This is a genomic window from Streptomyces collinus (assembly GCF_031348265.1).
Lineage (GTDB): Bacteria > Actinomycetota > Actinomycetes > Streptomycetales > Streptomycetaceae > Streptomyces > Streptomyces collinus.
Map to the genome: position 1 here is coordinate 327,808 of NZ_CP133771.1, position 17,068 is coordinate 344,875.

Genomic DNA, 17,068 nt, shown 5'->3' on the forward strand with positions numbered 1-17,068 from the left:
GCCACTGCCTGCCGGTCCGTCGCCCTCCGGCTCCGAGTGGCCCGCGCTCAGGGGCGCCATGCCTCGATCGGGTTGCCGAGCCAGCGGGTGTCGTCGGGGACGGACTCCGCGGCCATGACGAGCGACGCGGGACCCAGCGTCGTCCGGGCCCCGATCGTGCTGCCGGGCAGGACGATCCCGCCAGGGCCCAGCGTCGCGCCCTCACGGAGGACCACAGTATCCGTCCGCAAGATCCGGTCGTGGAAGAGGTGGGTCTGAAGGACGCAGCCGCGGTTCACGGTGGCGGCGTCCCGGAGCGTCACCAGATCGGTCTCGGGCAGCCAGTAGCTCTCGACCCAGACGCCCTTGCCGATCCGGGCACCCAGCCCCCGCAGCCATGCCGTCATCACCGGCGTGCCCGGCACCGCGCCCGCCAGCCAGGGCACGGCGAGTACCTCGACGAAGGTGTCCGCCAGTTCGTTGCGCCACACGAAGGACGACCACAGCGGGTGCTCCCCGCTGCGGTGCCGCCCCACGAGCGCCCACTTGGCGACGATCGAGACGAGGGCCGCGCCGCCTCCCGCCGCGAGCAGCACGAGCCCCGACAGCAGGGGCGCCCAGGGCCCCAGGGCACACAGCGCGGCCATCGTCAGCACCGCCAGTCCCGCCGAGCAGAAGACCGGCACGATCCGGCACAGTTCCACCAGACCGCGTGCCCACAGCAGCCGGGCGGGCGGTGCGTAGGTACGGCTCTGGTCACCGCCGGCGGCGGCACGGGGCAGCTTGACCGGCGGCAGCCCCAGGTAGGAGGTGCCCTTCTTGGCCTTCTTGGGCGTCGCCGACAGCACACCGACCAGCCCGCCGTCCGGCACGCTCCGCCCGGGTGCCGTCATCCCCGAGTTCCCGAGGAAGGCGCGCCGCCCGATCTCGGCGCGTCCGATCCGCATCCAGCCGCCGCCGAGCTCGTACGGCGCGGTCAGGGTGTCGTCCGCCAGGAAGGCGCCCTCACCGACCGTCGTCAGGCTGGGCAGTGCCAGCACCGTCGACACCTCGGCGCCGCGCCCGATCCGCATCCCGAGCAGCCGGAGCCACACCGGTGTCACCAGCCCGGCGTACAGCGGGAACAGCGTCTCCCGCGAGCGGTCCATCAGCTGGGTGACCGTCCAGGCCTGCCATCCGATCCGGCTGTGCGTCGGGTGGGTCCCCTCACGCAGTCCGAGGCTCAGCAGCCGTACGGCGATCAGCAGCAGCACCGCGTAGGTCGCCCCGTAGGTGAGCGTGGCCGGGACGACGGCCAGGGCGGCGCCCGTGAGGACCGAGCCCGGCGTGACGAAGACCCGGGCCACGAGGAGCGCGGCCACCGCCGCCAGCACCGGCAGGGCGGTCAGCGCGAGGCCGGTGAGACCGTACAGGACGCCCCAGGACGTTCCGCGCCGCGGACGTTCCTTGGGCCAGTTGCGCTTGGCCTTGCCGAGTTTGACCGCGGGCGCGCCCGCCCACCGCTGGCCGGTGGGAATCTGCCCGGCCACCGCGGAGCCGGGCGCCACCTCGGCCCGCTTGCCCACCCGGGCTCCGGGGAAGAGCACACTGCGCGTGCCCACGACGGCGTGTGCGCCGACCTTGACCGTGCCGATCTCCAGCCGGTCGCCGTCCAGCCAGTGGCCGGACAGGTCCACCTCGGACTCCACGGCCGCGCCCCGCCCCAGTTTGAGCAGGCCGGTGACCGGCGGCAGGGAGTGCAGGTCGACGTCCGGGCCGACCTTGGCGCCGAGCGCTCGCGCGTAGCGCTGCAGCCAGGAGCCCGTCAGCGACGTCGCGCCGCTGAACTCGGCCAGCCGTTCGGCGGTCCACAGCCGCAGATGTACGCCGCCGCCGCGTGGGTACCGGCCGGGCTTGACACCGCGGAGCAGCAGTCGCGCGCCGCCGGCGGCCAGGGCGAGCCGCCCCGGCGGGCTGAAGAGGACGACGGCTCCGAGCGCGAGGAGCCACCAGGGGGCCGTGGGCAGCCATGCGTAGGCGGGCAGGAGGTTCCCGAGGACGGCCAGTGCCACGGTCCAGCGCAGGCCGAGGAGGGTGAACAGCGGGACGAGGAGCAGCGTTTGGACGATCTGGGCACGCCTCGGCACCGGGGCGATCGTGCGCCGTGCCTCGTCGTCCCGCGCGGATTTCTCCAGCCGCCGGGCCAGCTTGCGCAGCACGGGCTGCTGGTAGACGTCCAGGACGGCCGCGCCCGGGTAGCGGGTGCGCAGCCGGGTGGTGAGCTGTGCGGCGGCCAGGCTGCCGCCGCCGATCGCGAAGAAGTCGTCCAGGGCGCCGGTGACCGGGATGCCGAGCACCGCGGTCCACTGCTCGGCGAGCCAGGCCTCGGTGCCGTAGAGCTGCTCCGCAGGGCCGTCGGTCTCCAGGTCCCGCAGCGGCCAGGGCAGCGCGTTGCGGTCGACCTTGCCCGAGGTGCGGGTGGGAAGCTCTTCGACCGGGGCGAGCAACGGCACGAGGGCGGCGGGCAGTTCGGCCCGCAGTTTCTCGACGGCGGTGGCGTGGTCCCATCCGTCCTGGGTGACGACGTACCCGACGAGGAGCTGATTGCCGCTGCGAGCGGTCCGTACGGCGGCCGCCGCGCCGGCGACTCCGGGCAGGGCCTGGAGTGCGGCGTCGACCTCGCCGAGCTCGATCCGCCGTCCGCCGAGCTTGATCTGCTCGTCGGCCCGCCCGAGGAAGACCAGCCCCTCGGGCTCGGCCTTGACGAGGTCGCCGCTGCGGTACGCCCGCTCCCAGCCCAGGGGCTCCAGGGGCGCGTACTTCTCGGCGTCCTTCTCGGCATCGAGGTACCGGGCGAGACCGACCCCGCCGATGACCAGCTGTCCGCTGCCGCCCATGGGGACGGGCTCGCCGGCCTCGTCGACGACGGCCAGCTCCCAGCCGTCCAGGGGCAGCCCGATCCGGATCGGCTCCTGACCGGTCATCAGCGAGGCACAGGCCACCACGGTCGCCTCGGTGGGCCCGTAGGTGTTCCAGACCTCTCGCCCCTCGGTCACCAGCCGCTGGGCCAGCTCGGGCGGGCAGGCCTCCCCGCCGAAGATCAGCAGGCGCACGTCGTTGAGGGTCTCCGGCTCCCACAGGGCGGCGAGCGTCGGCACCGTCGAGACGACCGTGATCTCCTGCTCGACCAGCCAGGGCCCGAGGTCGGCGCCGCTCCTGACCTGCGAACGCGGCACCGGTACCAGGCAGGCGCCATACCGCCAGGCCAGCCACATCTCCTCGCAGGAGGCGTCGAACGCCACGGACAGCCCCGCCATGACCCGGTCGCCGGGCCCGATCGGTTCCTCGGTGAGGAAGAGTGCGGCCTCGGCGTCCACGAACGCGGCGGCGCTGCGGTGCGAGACGGCGACACCCTTGGGCTTCCCGGTGGAGCCGGACGTGAAGATGATCCACGCGTCGTGTCCGGCACCGGGGCGTGCGGCGGGGGCCGTACCGGGCCGGTGCACGGTGATCTGCCGCCCGGCCCCGACGACGGCCCGTACGCCCGCCTCACCGAACACCAAGTCGGCCCGCTCGTCGGGGTCTTCGGCATCGACGGGGACGTATGCGGCTCCGGTCGCGAGCACGGCGAGGACCGCGATGTAGAGCTCGTTGGTGCCGGACGGGACCCGGACTCCCACCCGGTCTCCGAGCCCGACTCCCGCGGAGGCGAGCCGCCGCCGCATCCGGTCCACCTCCACGGCCAGGGCGCGGTAGGTGAGGCAGCTCATGCCGTCGTCGAGGGCGGGCTCGTCCGGGTACGACCGCACGGAGGCCTCGAACACGTCGACGAGCGTGCGCGGTGACGCCGCCGGACGCCCCGAGAAGCGGGCCGCCTCCCCGAACTCCTGCCGGATCTCCGCGCCGAGCGTTTCGTCGAGCAGGCCGAGAGCGTCACTCTCCTGTATGGCTGCCATCCGGTCCTCGCGTCTCGATCCCGGATGACTCCGGGGCGCTGGCGGGCCCGCAGGTGTGCCTGGGGTTGTCCGGCTCCAGCTCGGTAACAAGCCGGAAATCTTAGTACGACGCTAGATTTGGGCGCTTCGGTACGCCACCGGGCACGGCCGTTCGGGGGTGGGCCGATGCCGGTCACACCGGTGCTGACCTGGGGATCTCGGGCGAACGAGACTTACCCCACAGACAAGTCGCGTCCGCCTGTCGTGGGGATACCGGAGTCGGCGAGGACTTGATGAGGGGTCAGCACGTACCTCGGCCCGGGTCAGGCCTGCTGACGCGTCACGCGGTGGCGGAGGTAGACGACTCGCGAGCTGTAGGTGCGGGTTTCGACGAGTTCGAGATCCACCCGGCGCTCGTCCCGGGGGAAGAACGGAATACCGCCGCCGACGAGCACCGGGTAGACCATCGCCCGGTATTCGTCGATCAGACCCGCCGCGGCCGCCTCGGCGGCGAGCGTCGCGCCGCCGATCGCGATCTCGCCCTCCCCCGGCTCGGCCCGCAACCGCTCGATCTCCTCCGCCACACTGCCGGAGGCCAGGCGGGCGTGGCCCTGGACCGAGGTCAGCGTGGTGGAGAACACCACTTTCGGAAGCGGCTTCCAGAGCCGGGCCCATTCGAGCATCTCTTCGTCGAGCGAGGGGTCCTGGTCGGCGGTCTCCCAGTACAGCATCGTCTCGTACAGCCGTCGTCCCAGCAGGTGGACGTCGACCTGCCGGATCTCGTCGATCCAGAAGCGGAAGACGTCGTCGCCGGGTTCCGTCCAGCCGAAGTCGCCGTCCGGCCCGACGATGTAGCCGTCAAGTGAGACGCCCATCGAATAGGTCACGCTGCGCATCAGAAATCACGACATCCTCTTCACCGTCGACGACGGACTGGGATACGGCCCGTCAGCGCCCCATGTCTACTACGAAGCGGCCGCCTGGGTTTCCCGTGCACGGCCGACCGGGTGAGCGAAGCGTCATGCGAGAAGGGTCCCACCGGCGGCTGCGAGTCGGCCGCGCCGCGGAGGACACCACGCCTGCCCCCCCCCACGGGCTGCCCGCCTGACGCGGTGTCGATCCCCGGGCTAGCGGGGGTGGGCGACCGGCGGGAGGCCTGCCCGGGCCGAGGGGTGGGCGTGGGCGGCTTGCAGGAACCGGGCGGCGCCGCGGACGGCCGCTGTGTGCGGGGCCGGGACGATGCGCAGCGGTGCCTTCAGGCGCGCGGTGAGGGGATGGGTGATGTCGGGGCGCAGGGCTCCCCCGCCGGCCACGAGGATGCCGCGCCGCAGGGCGCCGGCGGTGAGCGAGGTGCGGTCGTGGCGGCGGATCGCGGTCAGCATCGCGACCACCGCTTCGACGATCTGCTCGGGCGCGGTCGCCCCGTCGAGGTCGCTGGTTCCCAGAGCAGTGCGGTGCGCGTCGGTGACGGCGCCGTCGCACAGCAGCACCACCTCGGTCAGATGGGCGCCGATGTCCACCACCACCAGCGGCCGGGACATGTCCGCGTCCGCGGCCAGGGCGATGCACCGGGCACTGGGAACGGTCAGGACGCTGCGGGGCCGCAGCACCTCCACCGCGGCACGGGCCCGGGCCCGGTAGGAGACGCCGTCCAGGACCGGAGTGGTCACGATGACCATGGGGCGGGTGAAGCGGGGCAGCCGGTTGCCGAGCAGGCGCCGGAGCATCCGGGAACACCCCGGGGTGTCGATGATGGTGCCCCGCTGGACGGGGTGGACCGCGCCGGCCCCGGGGAAGGTGACCGTGGGCACGTCGACGACCGTGCCCTTGCCGGCGAGCCAGACGCGGGTGCGGGCGCTGCCCATGTCCAGGGCGATGCCGCAGCACCGCCGGCACAGGGGCCACGGCCGGTGACGGGCCGGGGCACCGGACAGGTCCTGGGCGCCGGTCACGGCTGCGCCTCCTTGACCTGCTGGCAGCGGGCGCAGTAGCGGGCCTGCGGCACGATCATGAGCCGTTCGCGTTCGATCGGGCGCCGGCACAGATGGCAGGCGCCGTACGCGCCTTCGTCCATGCGGGTGAGGGCCGCTTCGACGTCGGTGAGGACCATGCGGGCGGAGGCGGCGAGTTTGACGCGGACCTCGGTCTGCGCGGCGGCCCGCTGCCGGAGCCGGTCCTCGGCCCGGGAGGTGACCGGCCCGCCGAGCAGGCGCAGTTGCTCCTGACGGAAGAGGCGCTGCTCATGGAGGTTCTCGCGCAGCGCGGCGAGTTCCTCGGCCGACAGGTGCGTCGTGCTCTCTGCGACGGTCTGGTGGTTCACCACGTCACCCCTTTGCGGCAGGGCGTAGGAGGTCGGTAGGGGCGGGGTCACGCCGTGCGGCGCCGGCAGGCGACGCAGTGGCGGGTGTAGGGCAGGATTTCGAGCCGTTCCGCGGGAACGGGCTTCGCGCAGCCCACGCAGATGCCGTAGGTGCCGTCGTCGATGCGGGTGAAGGCTTCGTCGATCTCTTTCAGCACCCCCTCCATCGCGGTCTTCTGCGCGGACAGCAGGTGATCGTCCGAGCCGCGCTCGGTCTCGTCGAGGGCACGCAGCTGTGCCAGCCGGGAGGCGCGGGCGTGTTCCAGGCGCCGGCGGGCCTCGTGCGGGTGGGGCTCGGCCCGGGTGACGTCGAGCGACATGGTCGGTCCTTTCTCGGTGGCGGAAGGCGGGTGCGCGGGTCGGTCATGCGCGGCGGGCGGCCCGGCGACGTGGCCGGGCCGCCGGTCCGCTGCCGGGTGGTCGTGTGAGCTCCAGCCTGGCCCGGTCCGCGGCGGATACCCATCGGGCGCGGGCCCCATTTGCACCGGTGCGAGGGACCCATGCGGCCGGGCCATGGGTGGTGCGCGCCCGGGGAAATGGGGGCCAGGTCCCATATACGTGGCGCGTGGGAAGGGGCAGCCTGAGCGCAGGCTTGCTCGAGCGCCCGGACCGCGAACGCGGTGGGCTCCGCGATGCCCGACAGTGGAGGTGAGACAGAGTTCGTAGAAGGGGAGGCGCAGGGACGGTGTCCTTGTTCTGGCGGATCTTCGCGCTCAACGCCGTGGTGCTGGGCGCGGCCACGGCCCTGCTGCTGTGGGCACCGGTGACCGTCTCGGTGCCGGTGCTGCTGACCGAGGCGGTGATCCTGGTCGGCGGCCTGGCCGTGATGCTCGTCGCGAACGCCGCGCTGCTGAGGCTCGGCCTGGCCCCGCTGGACCGGCTCACGAAGCTGATGACCACCGTGGACCTGCTGCGCCCCGGCCAGCGCCTGCCCGCTTCCGGGGCCGGCGGGGTCGCCGAGCTGATCCGTACCTTCAACGCCATGCTGGAGCGGCTGGAGCAGGAGCGGGCCGCCAGCAGCGCCCGGGCCCTGCTGGCCCAGGAGTCGGAACGCCGTCGCATCGCCCAGGAACTGCACGACGAGGTCGGCCAGAGCATGACCGCGATCCTGCTGGGGCTCAAGCGCTCCGCGGACGACGTACCGGAGCCGCAGCGCAGGGAGTTGCAGGAACTGCAGGAGATCACCCGGGCGAGCCTGGACGAGGTGCGCCGCCTGGTGCGAAGGCTGCGGCCCGGCGTGCTGGACGATCTGGGCCTGGTCAGCGCGCTGACCTCGCTCAGCGAGGACTTCGCCACCCATACCGGGCTGCTGGTCACGCGCCGCTTCGACACCGACCTGCCCCCGCTGGCACCGGAGACGGAGCTGGTCCTCTACCGCGTCGCGCAGGAGTCGCTGACCAACGTCGCCCGCCACGCGGACGCCGGGCGGGTCACCGTCGCGCTGCGCCGCGCCGAGGACGGCGTGGTGCTGACCGTGACCGACGACGGCAGCGGCATCGAGGCACCCCGCGAGGGCGCCGGCATCCGCGGCATGCGCGAGCGGGCCCTGCTCGTCGGGGGCAGCCTCGACATCACCCCGGCACCCCGGGCCGGCACCCGGGTCCAGCTCACCGCGCCGCTCGCAAGGAAGCAGCTCTGACGATGCCCGACACGGCCCCGCCCGCTCCGACGGGTTCCAGCACGATCCGTATCCTGCTCGCCGACGACCACGCGCTGGTCCGTCGCGGCGTGCGGCTCATCCTCGACCAGCAACCGGACCTCGAAGTGGTCGCCGAGGCCGGTGACGGGGCCGAGGCCATCGAGCTGGCCCGCACCCGCGACGTCGACCTGGCCGTGCTCGACATCGCCATGCCGCGCCTGACCGGTCTGCAGGCCGCCCGCGAACTGGCAGCCGTGAGGCCCGGCTTGCGGATCCTGATGCTCACCATGCACGACAACGAGCAGTACTTCTTCCAGGCTTTGAAGGCCGGTGCGAGCGGCTACGTTCTGAAGTCGGTGGCCGACCGGGACCTGGTCGCCGCCTGCCGGGCCGCCATGCGGGACGAACCCTTCCTGTATCCCGGCGCGGTCACCGCCCTGATCCGCAACTACCTGGACCGGGCCCGCCGCGGCCAGGAGGACCCGGACCAGATCCTCACGCCCCGCGAGGAGGAGGTCCTCAAGCTGGTCGCCGAGGGCCACTCGTCCAAGGAGATCGCCGACCTGCTGTTCATCAGCATCAAGACCGTCCAGCGCCACCGCGCCAACCTGCTGCAGAAACTCGGCCTGCGCGACCGTCTCGACCTCACCCGTTACGCGATCCGCGCCGGACTGATCGAGCCCTGACCGAAGTCCGGCCCGGCCGGCAGCGCCACGATGAGAGGGGGAACGGTGCCTCACAGCGCGCCCACGGCGCCCGGCGTCGGCAGCACCCGATCCCGCTCCCGGATCGCGGCGCTGCCGGCGGTCCTCCTCCTCGCGGTGCTCGCCGCACTCGGCATCGCCGCCCCGTCGCCCGGCACAGCGGGCACGGGGGCGGCGGCAGCGCCCGCGGCGGCGGCCCCTCACCGGTACGACGAGAAGCGCGCCGACGTCGGATGTGACGCCGTCTGCGTCATCCGGGCGGCCATCCGCCACGAGCAGCACGGCGAGCACCCGGGCCCGCGCGGACACCTCGGCGTCTGCGGCCGGAGCGCCGACGTCACCCCCAGCCGTGTTCCGGGCCCACCGCAGGCTCCGAGCCGGCACCTGCCCTCCTCGCAGCCGCCCGCGGACCAGGAGCAGGGGCGCTCGCCCCCGGTGTCCTCCGGCACCTGACGCCCCGTTCCCTTCACATCCCGACCCGCCCCGCCGCGGCCCGCGCCGGCCGCTGCCGAGGTGTGCCTGCCGGAGGTTCCCGTTGAACCGTTCCCTGCGTGTGAGAGCGCTGCTCGCCCTCGCCGTGCTCGCCCTGTCCCTGTACGTCGCCGCCACCGTGCCGGTCCGTCTCGGGCTTGACCTGCGCGGCGGGACACAGATCGTGCTGGAGACCCGCTCCACCCCCACGGCCGACGCCGACAGCGCGGCCACCGACCGCACCCTGGAGGTGCTGCGCGGCCGTATCGATGCGCTCGGCGTCGCCGAACCCACCCTGGTGCGCTCCGGCGATCACCGGATCATCGTCGAACTGCCCGGTGTGCAGGACCCGAAGAAGGCCGCCGATGTCCTGGGCCGAACCGCGCAGCTCACTTTCCACCCCGTGCTCGGCGCCGCCCGGGACGGCGACGAGACGTCCCGGCCGCTGCCGAAGCGGCCCGGGCAGCGCGTCCTGCCCGACGAGTCCGGCACTCCGCTGCGCCTCGGACCCGCCTTGCTGACCGGCGAGGACGTCAAGGAGGCCGCCGCCCGGTTCGACCAGCAGGGCGGCGCCGGATGGCACGTCACCGTCGGCTTCGAGGGCGCCGGCCGGGACGGCTGGGCCCGCCTGACCGGCGAGGCCGCCTGCAAGGCGCCGGGCGATGCGGCGCGGCGGGTCGCCATCGTCCTCGACGACAAGGTCATCTCCTCCCCTCAGGTCGATCCGTCCATCGCCTGCGGGGCCGGCATCCGCGACGGCGCCACCCGGATCACGGGCTCCTTCAGCCCCGAGGAGGCCCGCGAACTCTCGCTGCTCATCAACGGCGGCGCCCTGCCCGTGCCCGTCGAGACCGTCGAGCAGCGCACGGTCGGCCCCACCCTCGGCGCGCAGGCCATCACCGCCAGTGCCTGGGCGGCCGTCATCGGCACCGCGCTGACCTCGCTGTTCATCATCGTGGTCTACCGGCTGCTGGGCGCCCTGGCCGCCCTGGCGCTGGCCTGCTACGGCCTGGTCTCCTACGCCGCCCTGGCCGCCCTCGGGGCCACGCTGACCCTGCCGGGCCTGGCCGGTTTCGTCCTGGCCATCGGCATGGCCGTGGACGCCAACGTGCTGGTCTTCGAGCGGGCGCGCGAGGAGTACGCGGCACGCCGCCGGCCCAGCATCCGCTCGGCGCTCACGGCCGGCTTCCGCAACGCCTTCAGCGCGATCGCCGACTCCAACATCACCACCCTGATCGCGGCCGCCCTGCTGTTCTTCCTGGCTTCGGGGCCGGTGCGCGGCTTCGGCGTCACCCTCGGCATCGGTGTGCTCGCCTCCATGTTCAGCGCCCTGGTCATCAGCCGGGTGCTCGCCGAGTTCGCCGCGAGCCGACCGGGCGTACGCCGCCGCCCCCGTCTCACCGGCATCGCCACCACCGGCGCGGTCCGCGAGCGCCTCACCCGCCGCAACCCGCTCCTGATGCGCCGGCCGCGGCGCTGGCTGGCCACTTCGGCGGCCGTGCTCGTGCTGGCCGGCTCGGGTCTTGCGGTGCGGGGCGTCGACCTGGGCGTGGAGTTCACCGGAGGCCGCCTCATCGAGTACTCCACCAGCAGCCCGGTCGATCCCGGCCGGGTCCGGAGCGCCCTGGCCGACGCCGGGTTCCCCCGCGCGGTGGTGCAGTCGTCGGGCGACGCGGGTCTGACGGTGCGTACCGATCCCCTGACCGACGCCGAAGAGGGGGAGGTCACGGGCACCCTCCGCGAGGTCGCCGGACCGGCGGACAAGGTGCGCGACGAACTGATCGGCCCCAGCCTCGGCGAGGAGCTGCGTCAAGGCGCGCTGATCGCGCTCGCCGTGGCCCTGGGGGCCCAGTTCGTCTATCTCGCGGCGCGCTTCCGCTGGGTGCTGGGTTCCGCCGCGGTCGTCGCCCTCGTCCACGACGTGGTCATCCTGCTCGGGGTCTTCGCCTGGCTGGGCAAGCCCGTCGACGGTGTGTTCCTGGCGGCCCTGCTCACCGTCATCGGCTACTCGGTCAACGACTCCGTCGTCCTCTTCGACCGCGTCAGGGAACTGGACCGGCGCGGCTCCGGGCCGCCGTTCTCCGGCGTCGTGAACCAGGCGATCCTGCAGACCCTGCCCCGCACGGTGAACACCGGCATGGGCGCGGCGTTCATGCTCACCGCGCTCGCCGTGCTGGGCGGCTCCTCGCTCACGGACTTCGCCCTGGCGCTGCTCATCGGCCTCGCCGTCGGGACGTACTCCTCGGTGTTCATCGCGGCTCCCGTGGCGATCGGGCTGCACGCCCGCTCACGCGGCGGGAAGCCGTCCCCGGAGGGCGCTGCGGTCACCGCGTGAGCCGGTCCAGCGCGGCCAGGACCGGGGCCACGCCGTCCTCCCCGGCCAGGCCGCGGGCCAGCTCCCCGGCGCGGGCGCGGTGCCGGGGCTCGCCCGTGGCGCGGCGCAGCGCGGGGGCGAGTGTGCCGGCGGTCAGGCGCCGCAGGGGGACGGCGCACGGGGCGGTCCCCAGGGCGACCAAGCGCGCCGCCCAGAAGCCGCCGTCGAACTGCACCGGCACCGGGATCGTCGGGACGCCCGCGCGCAGGACCGCGGCGGTGGTGCCGGCTCCGGCATGGTGGACGACGGCCGCCGTGCGGGGGAACAGCAGGGCGTGCGGCACGTCGCCCACGGTGATCACGTCATCGTCGCCGCTGTGGGCGGTGAGGCCCGCCCAGCCCTGCTGGACGATGCCGCGCAGTCCCGCCGTCCGCAGCGCGCGCACGATCTCGGCGCTGAGGTGACCGGGGTCCGGCACCGTCGCGCTGCCCAGCCCGACGAACACCGGCGGGGGTCCGGCGGCCAGGAACTCCTCCAGCTCGCCGGGCAGGGTGCGGGTGTCGTGCGGCCACCAGTACCCGGCGATGTCCAGCCCGGGGCGCCAGTCCTCGGGGCGGGGCACCACCCGTTCGCTGAATCCGTGCAGCACGGGCCAGTGGGCCCGCTCGTGGGCCCGGCGGCTCGCGGAGGGACTGCGCAGGGCCATGCCGTGCCGGGTGCGCAGCCGGTGCATGGCCTGGGTGTAGACCTGGTCGACGGCGGAGATGACGGCCCGTCCGCCCAGGTGGTTGCCCAGCGTGCCGAGCGAGCGTCCGCCGAGCATGGGCGCGCCGAACTCGCGTGTCGGATGCTGGGGTTGGAGGAACAGGCCCAGGCTGGGCAGGCTCAGCCCCTCGGCGATGGCGCGGCCCAGCGGTGCCACGGCTCCGGCGGCCAGGACGATGTCCGCGCCGCGGGCCGCCCGGACGAGGGAGTCGGTCATCTCCTCGGCCGCGGACCGGGCCATCGACGCCGCGCGCAGCAGCTTGCCGAGGCCGGTCGTGCTGGTGTGCAGGCCGCGGCCGCGGTCGGAGTGGGACACGGCGTGCGGGTCGACCGGGGTCGGGTGGAAGCGCACCCCCGATCCGGCGGCCAGGGGTGCGAACAGGCCGTGGGTGGCGAGCGTTACCTCGTGCCCGCTCCGCGCCAGCCCCGCGCCGAGCCCGGTGTACGGCGCGACGTCGCCGCGCGATCCAGCCGTCATGATCACCACGCGCATGGGTCCAGTGTGGACCGGCCGGGCGGGCGACATGCGGCGCATGACCGCACGTGGACGAAAATCGCCGGTGCGTGCGGGTGCTTTGCGGCCGGATCTGCTTACGTCGGGCCGGTGTCCAGTAGACCGGTGTCCAGTAGACCGCGGAGGCGGGTGGCGGCCTGGCGCAGGCGTGGCGAGGCGTCCTCGGTGAGGGCCGCCAGCCGGCAACGGGCCATTTCGCTGCCTGGGGGCAGTGAGCCGCCGGCCTCAGTCCAGCGTTCGAGACCGAGGACGGCTTCGTAGCGGACCGGTTCGTGCGGGTCGTCGAGGCGGAGCAGGAAGCGCCGTACGTCGTGGCGGGTGTGCTCGTCGCTCGGGTCGTCGCCGTCGAGCAGGGACAGCGCGGCGGCCAGGACCTCGCCGGACGGAGCGTTGTCCGCGAGGCGCCGCACGTCGGGCAGGGCCTGGGTGAGACCGTCGAGCGCGTTGCGTGTGCGCCAGGTGTGCCGGTCGTCGGTGGCCAGATGGCCGGTCAGGGCCCAGGCCACGGGGTGGCGCTCCCAGGGGCGCAGGCCGTTCTCGACGAGTGTCCCCAGGCCGTCGAGCACGCCCGCGCGTATCACGTCGTCGGGGTCGTCCAGGAGGGACAGCAGGAGCCACACCGCGTCCCAGCGGCCGGCGGTCCCGACGGCTGCGGCCGCGGCGGCCCGGGTGTGTGGGGAGAACGTCTTGTCGGTCAGGGCCGTGCGGAGATGCGGGGCTGCCGTGCCGGGGTCCGCGGTGCCCAGGGCACGCGCGGCCGAGGGCCCTGCGACGGGATCGCGCAGCCACCGCACGGCGGGGCCTGTCACGCGGTCGTCGCCCCGCCCTCCCAGTCCCCACAGCAGTCCAGCGGTGACCTCGGGGTGCTCCTCGGTGCGCAGGGCCGCGGCCAGCTTGTCCTGTACCTGCTGTTGTTCCACGGGGAGCAAGCGCCGGGCGGCCTGGATCCGTACCGCGGGCGAAGGGTCGTGCAGCGCTGTGAGCAGTGAGTCGAGGAGCCGCTCGGTGCAGCGTTCCGGCAGCCCTTCCAGGGCACGCGCGCGGGCGGTACCCGTGCCCTGGCGGGCCGTGCGCACGACTTCCGCGCGTACGGCCGGGTCTTCTCCGCACCTGTACAGCAGGGTCCGGGCCCGTCCCCAGACGGCGGGGTCCGGGTCGCCGAGCAGGGCGGCCAGGGCGGTGACGTCCCCGGGCACGCCCAGGACCGACAGTCCGTCCAGGGCGTTGATCCGGACGTGGTGGTCCGGATCGGCCAGCAGGCGGGCGAAGGCCCGGGTGACCGCGGGTCCGCCGAGTCCGAGCCGGGTGGCGGCGACCGAGGCCCTGCGCCGTACGCCCGGATCCGCGTCACCCATCAGGAGGGGCAGCGCCTCCTCGCCGGCCTCCGGGACGCCGAGCCGGGCGAGGCCCTGGGCGGCGGCCGCGCGCACGGCCGGGTCGGGATCGTCGGCCGCTTCGGCGAGGACGCGGGCGTGCTCGGCCCGGCCGATCCTCCCCAGCCCCTTCAACGCCGCGGCACGCCGCTCCGAATCCGGCTGCGCCGACTCCCGCAGGAGAAAGGCGATCTGATGGTCCTCTCCCATGAACACCCCCGTAGGGAAAGACCGTCGGGGGACGCGAAGGTTGCCCGCGTCTCAGGGGCTCCATCAGCCGGTCAACGGCCCGGAGCCGGGTCCTCCGCCACCATGGGGCGGAGCACCCGGCTCCCGATCGGGCGGTGGATCAGGACGACTGGGCGCTCTGGTACAGGTTCTGGGCGTCCGCGCCGAAGTACGGGCCGTACATGGAGTTCGGGAAGAAGTTGTACTTGAAGCTGTTCACCGAGGACTGCAGGCCGGTCCCGGTGGCCTCGCTGAACTGGGTGAACCAGGGGCCTCCGCTGGAGCCGCCGGTCATGTTGCAGGTCAGACCGTGGTCGTTGGAGAGCAGGAAGTCGCGGGTCGTGGTGCCGCTGCAGTAGATGAACTTCTCGCCGTCGTACGGCGCTGCGGCCGGGAAGCCGAAGGAGTACATGGCCTTGTTGTAGCCGGTGTTGAAGGCCAGGCCCTGCCCGCCGACGACGTCGGTCAGCTTCTTCCCGTCCAGCGGGGCGACCACCGCCGCGCCGATGTCGTAGTTGATGTCCTCGCTGGCCGTCCACTGCGGCGTGGACAGGGTCTTGGACGCGGCCCAGGTGCCGTACGGGCGCTGCCCGTCGTGGTAGCCGGGTACGAAGACCCAGTTGGTGTGCCAGGCGCCCTCCATCTTCACGCAGTGGCCCGCGGTGATCACGGTGCTCTTGTTGGCGCTGGTGACGGCGTTGCCGGAGCAGGACGCGGTGCGGCCCTGGTAGCTGAAGAACACCCGGCCCGCGGTCTTGGTCACCGCTCCCCCGCCGGACCAGGGTCCGCCGCCGTGCGGGAAGGCCAGGGGGCCCGCGGCGGAGGCGGGCACGCTGGGGGCGACGACCGTCGCCTTGCCCGTGCGCAGCGCCGGTGCCCGTACGTCGGAGCGGTCGACGGTCAGGAGGTCGAGCGGGGTGGCCTCGCGCATCCGCTGCGGGGTCCAGAAGGCCAGTGCGCGTTCCTGCGCCGAGAGGGTCGTCGCGCCGGGGTCCGGTGCGGCGCTCGCCGGTGCGGCGGTGACGCCGGTCGCCAGGAGTGCGGCGATGCCGGCGAGCGCGCCGAGGACGGAGCGGCGGACGGGGATGCCGCCGCCGGACGGGCGGGGGCTGCGGGGTCGGCCTATCACGCGGTCTCCTTCTGCTGTGGGGGCCGGGCGGCGGGAAGCCTCCACCCGGTCAGGCAGGGGTGTCACTGCGGACGGTCAGGGGGCAGCGTGCCACCGGGAGGCCGATATGGACAGGTGCATGTCATGACGTTGGCCGAAACCGCACGCCCTCTGCACACGGAGCGGGACATGCGGGCACAGAAGAACCCGGCCTCCCGTGGAGACCGGGTTCCGGAAGTGCGCGGCTGGTGTCAGAGGATGGGGCCGGAGCCGCTGGGGCCGCCCGGCTGGACACGCCCGCGCCAGGCGCCGGATTCGACTCCGCGCTCCTCGATGTACTGCTTGAAGCGCCTCATGTCACCCTTCACACGGCGGTCGATCGTGCCCATCATGTCCGCGGCCTTCTCCACAGCTCCGCTGGGCTCGACGTCCATGACGAGCTCCACCCTGGTGTGGGTGTCGTCGAGGCGCTCGAAGCGGACGGAGCCCCTCTGGTGCGTGTCTCCGCTGGTCGTGCGCCATGTGACCCGCTCGTCGGCCAGCTGGTCGACGATCTCGGTGTCGAATTCGCGCCGTACCCCACCGATCTTGGTCGTCCAGTGGTTGTGGCGGTCGTCCAGCTGCCTGACCTCCTCGACGCCCTCCATGAAGTTCGGGAACTCCTCGAACTGCGTCCACTGGTTGTAGGCGGTGTGGACGGGGACATCGACTTCCACGGTTTCCTTGATGGTGCTCATCTGAATGCCTCCGTATTCACTGATCGACTGCAGGAGGCCCGTCGGCCCACACAGGTCCGGGCCCGCGCGGGCCGAGTACCCGGGATGCTCGGCTTGCCACATCGGATGTGATCAGCGAGCGGCAGAAGTGGAGGTGCAGATGAGCTGCGCCGGGCGTACGACGTGATCAGAACCGGTCGTGCTGCTGCGGCTGCCCGTACGCCTGGCCGCTCGGGCCGTTCGTGCCCTGAGACTGGAGCTGCTCCGCCTGCTCCTTGGTCACCTTCTGTTCCGCTCCGCAGAAGGTGCACTGCGTCAGGTACTTCGTGGAGATCGGGAACAGCGGGACGAAGAACAGGGTGAACTTCGTGATGCGCTTCCTGAGCGTGTGAGCGGCGGGGTTCCCGCACTGGCCGCACACCAGCGTCAGTATCGCCAGCTGGTAGAGGTAGCCCTTGGTACCGAAGATGATCACGTGTTCGGTCCTTCCCGGTCGGATCTTCATCCAGTGTCCTGCATCCGCGGGCACGCCGGGGGTTCGGGCCCCTCGTCCGTGTGGAGAGCCCGGCGTGGGCTGGTCCAGTCGGGTGACGGCGGGGCGCGTCCCCACGGTACGCCGGTACGGTTCCGCGGTGACCTCGATCGCACCCGAAACGAGGTCCGTGCCCACCGACGACCTGGGCTCCCTGGTCGTCCAGTCCTGGCGGGGCACGACCCCGCCGTCCTCACCGTGCAGCACCTGAAGGCGCAGTTCGTCCCTCCGGAGAGCCGGCTGGAGGCGGTGGGCGAACTCGGCTACGCCTACCTCATCTTCGCCGCCCGGCCGTGGCCGCAGGGCGCCGAGCCCGGTGACGCCGGGCCACTCGCCGCCTTCACCTCCGACGAGGACGCGACGGCCTCGGCGGCGCATGTCGTCCTGCCCGGCCGCAGCCTGCGCAGCTGAAAGCGCGGACAGCCCGGGCCACGTGAGGGCGGCCCGGGCTG

The 17,068-nt window shown here is 73.2% G+C and carries 15 protein-coding genes; 5 read left to right on the forward strand and 10 right to left on the reverse strand.

What is annotated here, in order from left to right; translation table 11 throughout:
- Positions 1 to 47 precede the first annotated feature (47 nt).
- From RFN52_RS01425 to RFN52_RS01445, 5 genes are all read right to left on the reverse strand, one after another.
- Positions 48 to 3,914: a Pls/PosA family non-ribosomal peptide synthetase gene (locus tag RFN52_RS01425; protein WP_184854479.1), complete on the reverse strand. Its 3,867-nt coding sequence runs from the start codon at positions 3,912 to 3,914 to the stop codon at positions 48 to 50.
- 302 nt (positions 3,915 to 4,216) lie between these two features.
- Positions 4,217 to 4,789 carry a dihydrofolate reductase family protein gene (locus RFN52_RS01430; RefSeq protein WP_184854478.1) on the reverse strand — a complete coding sequence of 191 codons (573 nt, stop codon included), beginning with the start codon at positions 4,787 to 4,789 and terminating at the stop codon, positions 4,217 to 4,219.
- Between the two features lie 231 nt (positions 4,790 to 5,020).
- Positions 5,021 to 5,845 (reverse strand): rod shape-determining protein, encoded by an 825-nt coding sequence (locus tag RFN52_RS01435; RefSeq protein ID WP_311240859.1) that lies wholly within the window; start codon positions 5,843 to 5,845, stop codon positions 5,021 to 5,023.
- Entirely contained in the window at positions 5,842 to 6,216 is a 375-nt protein-coding gene (locus RFN52_RS01440) for a TraR/DksA family transcriptional regulator (protein WP_184854477.1), read from the reverse strand. The genes RFN52_RS01435 and RFN52_RS01440 overlap by 4 nt, the downstream gene beginning before the upstream one ends.
- 44 nt (positions 6,217 to 6,260) lie before the next feature.
- The gene (locus RFN52_RS01445; RefSeq protein ID WP_184854476.1) at positions 6,261 to 6,572 is read right to left on the reverse strand and encodes a TraR/DksA family transcriptional regulator; all 312 of its coding nucleotides are present in this window, start codon (positions 6,570 to 6,572) and stop codon (positions 6,261 to 6,263) included.
- 365 nt (positions 6,573 to 6,937) lie between these two features.
- On the opposite strand from RFN52_RS01445, the gene RFN52_RS01450 reads away from it, so the two are divergent.
- The 4 genes from RFN52_RS01450 to secD all read left to right on the forward strand — a co-directional run bounded on the left by RFN52_RS01450 (position 6,938) and on the right by secD (position 11,401).
- Complete coding sequence (locus RFN52_RS01450) at positions 6,938 to 7,891, forward strand: sensor histidine kinase (protein WP_184854475.1); 954 nt, start codon at positions 6,938 to 6,940, stop codon at positions 7,889 to 7,891.
- 2 nt (positions 7,892 to 7,893) lie between these two features.
- On the forward strand, positions 7,894 to 8,577 hold the full coding sequence (locus RFN52_RS01455) for a response regulator (RefSeq protein WP_184854474.1): 684 nt from the start codon (positions 7,894 to 7,896) through the stop codon (positions 8,575 to 8,577).
- Between the two features lie 45 nt (positions 8,578 to 8,622).
- Complete coding sequence (locus RFN52_RS01460; RefSeq protein WP_184854473.1) at positions 8,623 to 9,048, forward strand: hypothetical protein; 426 nt, start codon at positions 8,623 to 8,625, stop codon at positions 9,046 to 9,048.
- Between the two features lie 82 nt (positions 9,049 to 9,130).
- Positions 9,131 to 11,401: a protein translocase subunit SecD gene (gene secD, locus RFN52_RS01465; RefSeq protein ID WP_184854472.1), complete on the forward strand. Its 2,271-nt coding sequence runs from the start codon at positions 9,131 to 9,133 to the stop codon at positions 11,399 to 11,401.
- Here secD and RFN52_RS01470 read toward each other — a convergent pair.
- From RFN52_RS01470 to RFN52_RS01490, 5 genes are all read right to left on the reverse strand, one after another.
- Positions 11,391 to 12,638, reverse strand: coding sequence for a glycosyltransferase (locus tag RFN52_RS01470; protein WP_184854471.1), 1,248 nt, complete (start codon positions 12,636 to 12,638; stop codon positions 11,391 to 11,393). The genes secD and RFN52_RS01470 overlap by 11 nt on opposite strands.
- Positions 12,639 to 12,736: 98 nt before the next feature.
- Positions 12,737 to 14,242 carry a HEAT repeat domain-containing protein gene (locus RFN52_RS01475; RefSeq protein ID WP_184854470.1) on the reverse strand — a complete coding sequence of 502 codons (1,506 nt, stop codon included), beginning with the start codon at positions 14,240 to 14,242 and terminating at the stop codon, positions 12,737 to 12,739.
- A 139-nt stretch (positions 14,243 to 14,381) separates the two neighbouring features.
- Positions 14,382 to 15,389: a trypsin-like serine peptidase gene (locus RFN52_RS01480; protein WP_184854469.1), complete on the reverse strand. Its 1,008-nt coding sequence runs from the start codon at positions 15,387 to 15,389 to the stop codon at positions 14,382 to 14,384.
- A 230-nt stretch (positions 15,390 to 15,619) separates the two neighbouring features.
- Positions 15,620 to 16,105: an SRPBCC family protein gene (locus tag RFN52_RS01485; RefSeq protein WP_184854468.1), complete on the reverse strand. Its 486-nt coding sequence runs from the start codon at positions 16,103 to 16,105 to the stop codon at positions 15,620 to 15,622.
- Between the two features lie 166 nt (positions 16,106 to 16,271).
- Entirely contained in the window at positions 16,272 to 16,559 is a 288-nt protein-coding gene (locus RFN52_RS01490; protein ID WP_184854467.1) for a zinc-ribbon domain-containing protein, read from the reverse strand.
- Between the two features lie 225 nt (positions 16,560 to 16,784).
- On the opposite strand from RFN52_RS01490, the gene RFN52_RS01495 reads away from it, so the two are divergent.
- Positions 16,785 to 17,027 carry a DUF5949 family protein gene (locus RFN52_RS01495; protein WP_229857039.1) on the forward strand — a complete coding sequence of 81 codons (243 nt, stop codon included), beginning with the start codon at positions 16,785 to 16,787 and terminating at the stop codon, positions 17,025 to 17,027.
- Positions 17,028 to 17,068: the final 41 nt, after the last annotated feature.

What these genes read in the sequence shown, in the direction of transcription:
- RFN52_RS01425 (WP_184854479.1), bottom strand. Translation starts at nt 3,914, where the DNA reads ATGGCAGCCATACAGGAGAGTGACGCTCTCGGCCTGCTCGACGAAACG.
- RFN52_RS01430 (WP_184854478.1), bottom strand. Translation starts at nt 4,789, where the DNA reads ATGCGCAGCGTGACCTATTCGATGGGCGTCTCACTTGACGGCTACATC.
- RFN52_RS01445 (WP_184854476.1), bottom strand. Translation starts at nt 6,572, where the DNA reads ATGTCGCTCGACGTCACCCGGGCCGAGCCCCACCCGCACGAGGCCCGC.
- RFN52_RS01455 (WP_184854474.1), top strand. Translation starts at nt 7,894, where the DNA reads ATGCCCGACACGGCCCCGCCCGCTCCGACGGGTTCCAGCACGATCCGT.
- RFN52_RS01470 (WP_184854471.1), bottom strand. Translation starts at nt 12,638, where the DNA reads ATGCGCGTGGTGATCATGACGGCTGGATCGCGCGGCGACGTCGCGCCG.
- RFN52_RS01475 (WP_184854470.1), bottom strand. Translation starts at nt 14,242, where the DNA reads ATGGGAGAGGACCATCAGATCGCCTTTCTCCTGCGGGAGTCGGCGCAG.
- RFN52_RS01485 (WP_184854468.1), bottom strand. Translation starts at nt 16,105, where the DNA reads ATGAGCACCATCAAGGAAACCGTGGAAGTCGATGTCCCCGTCCACACC.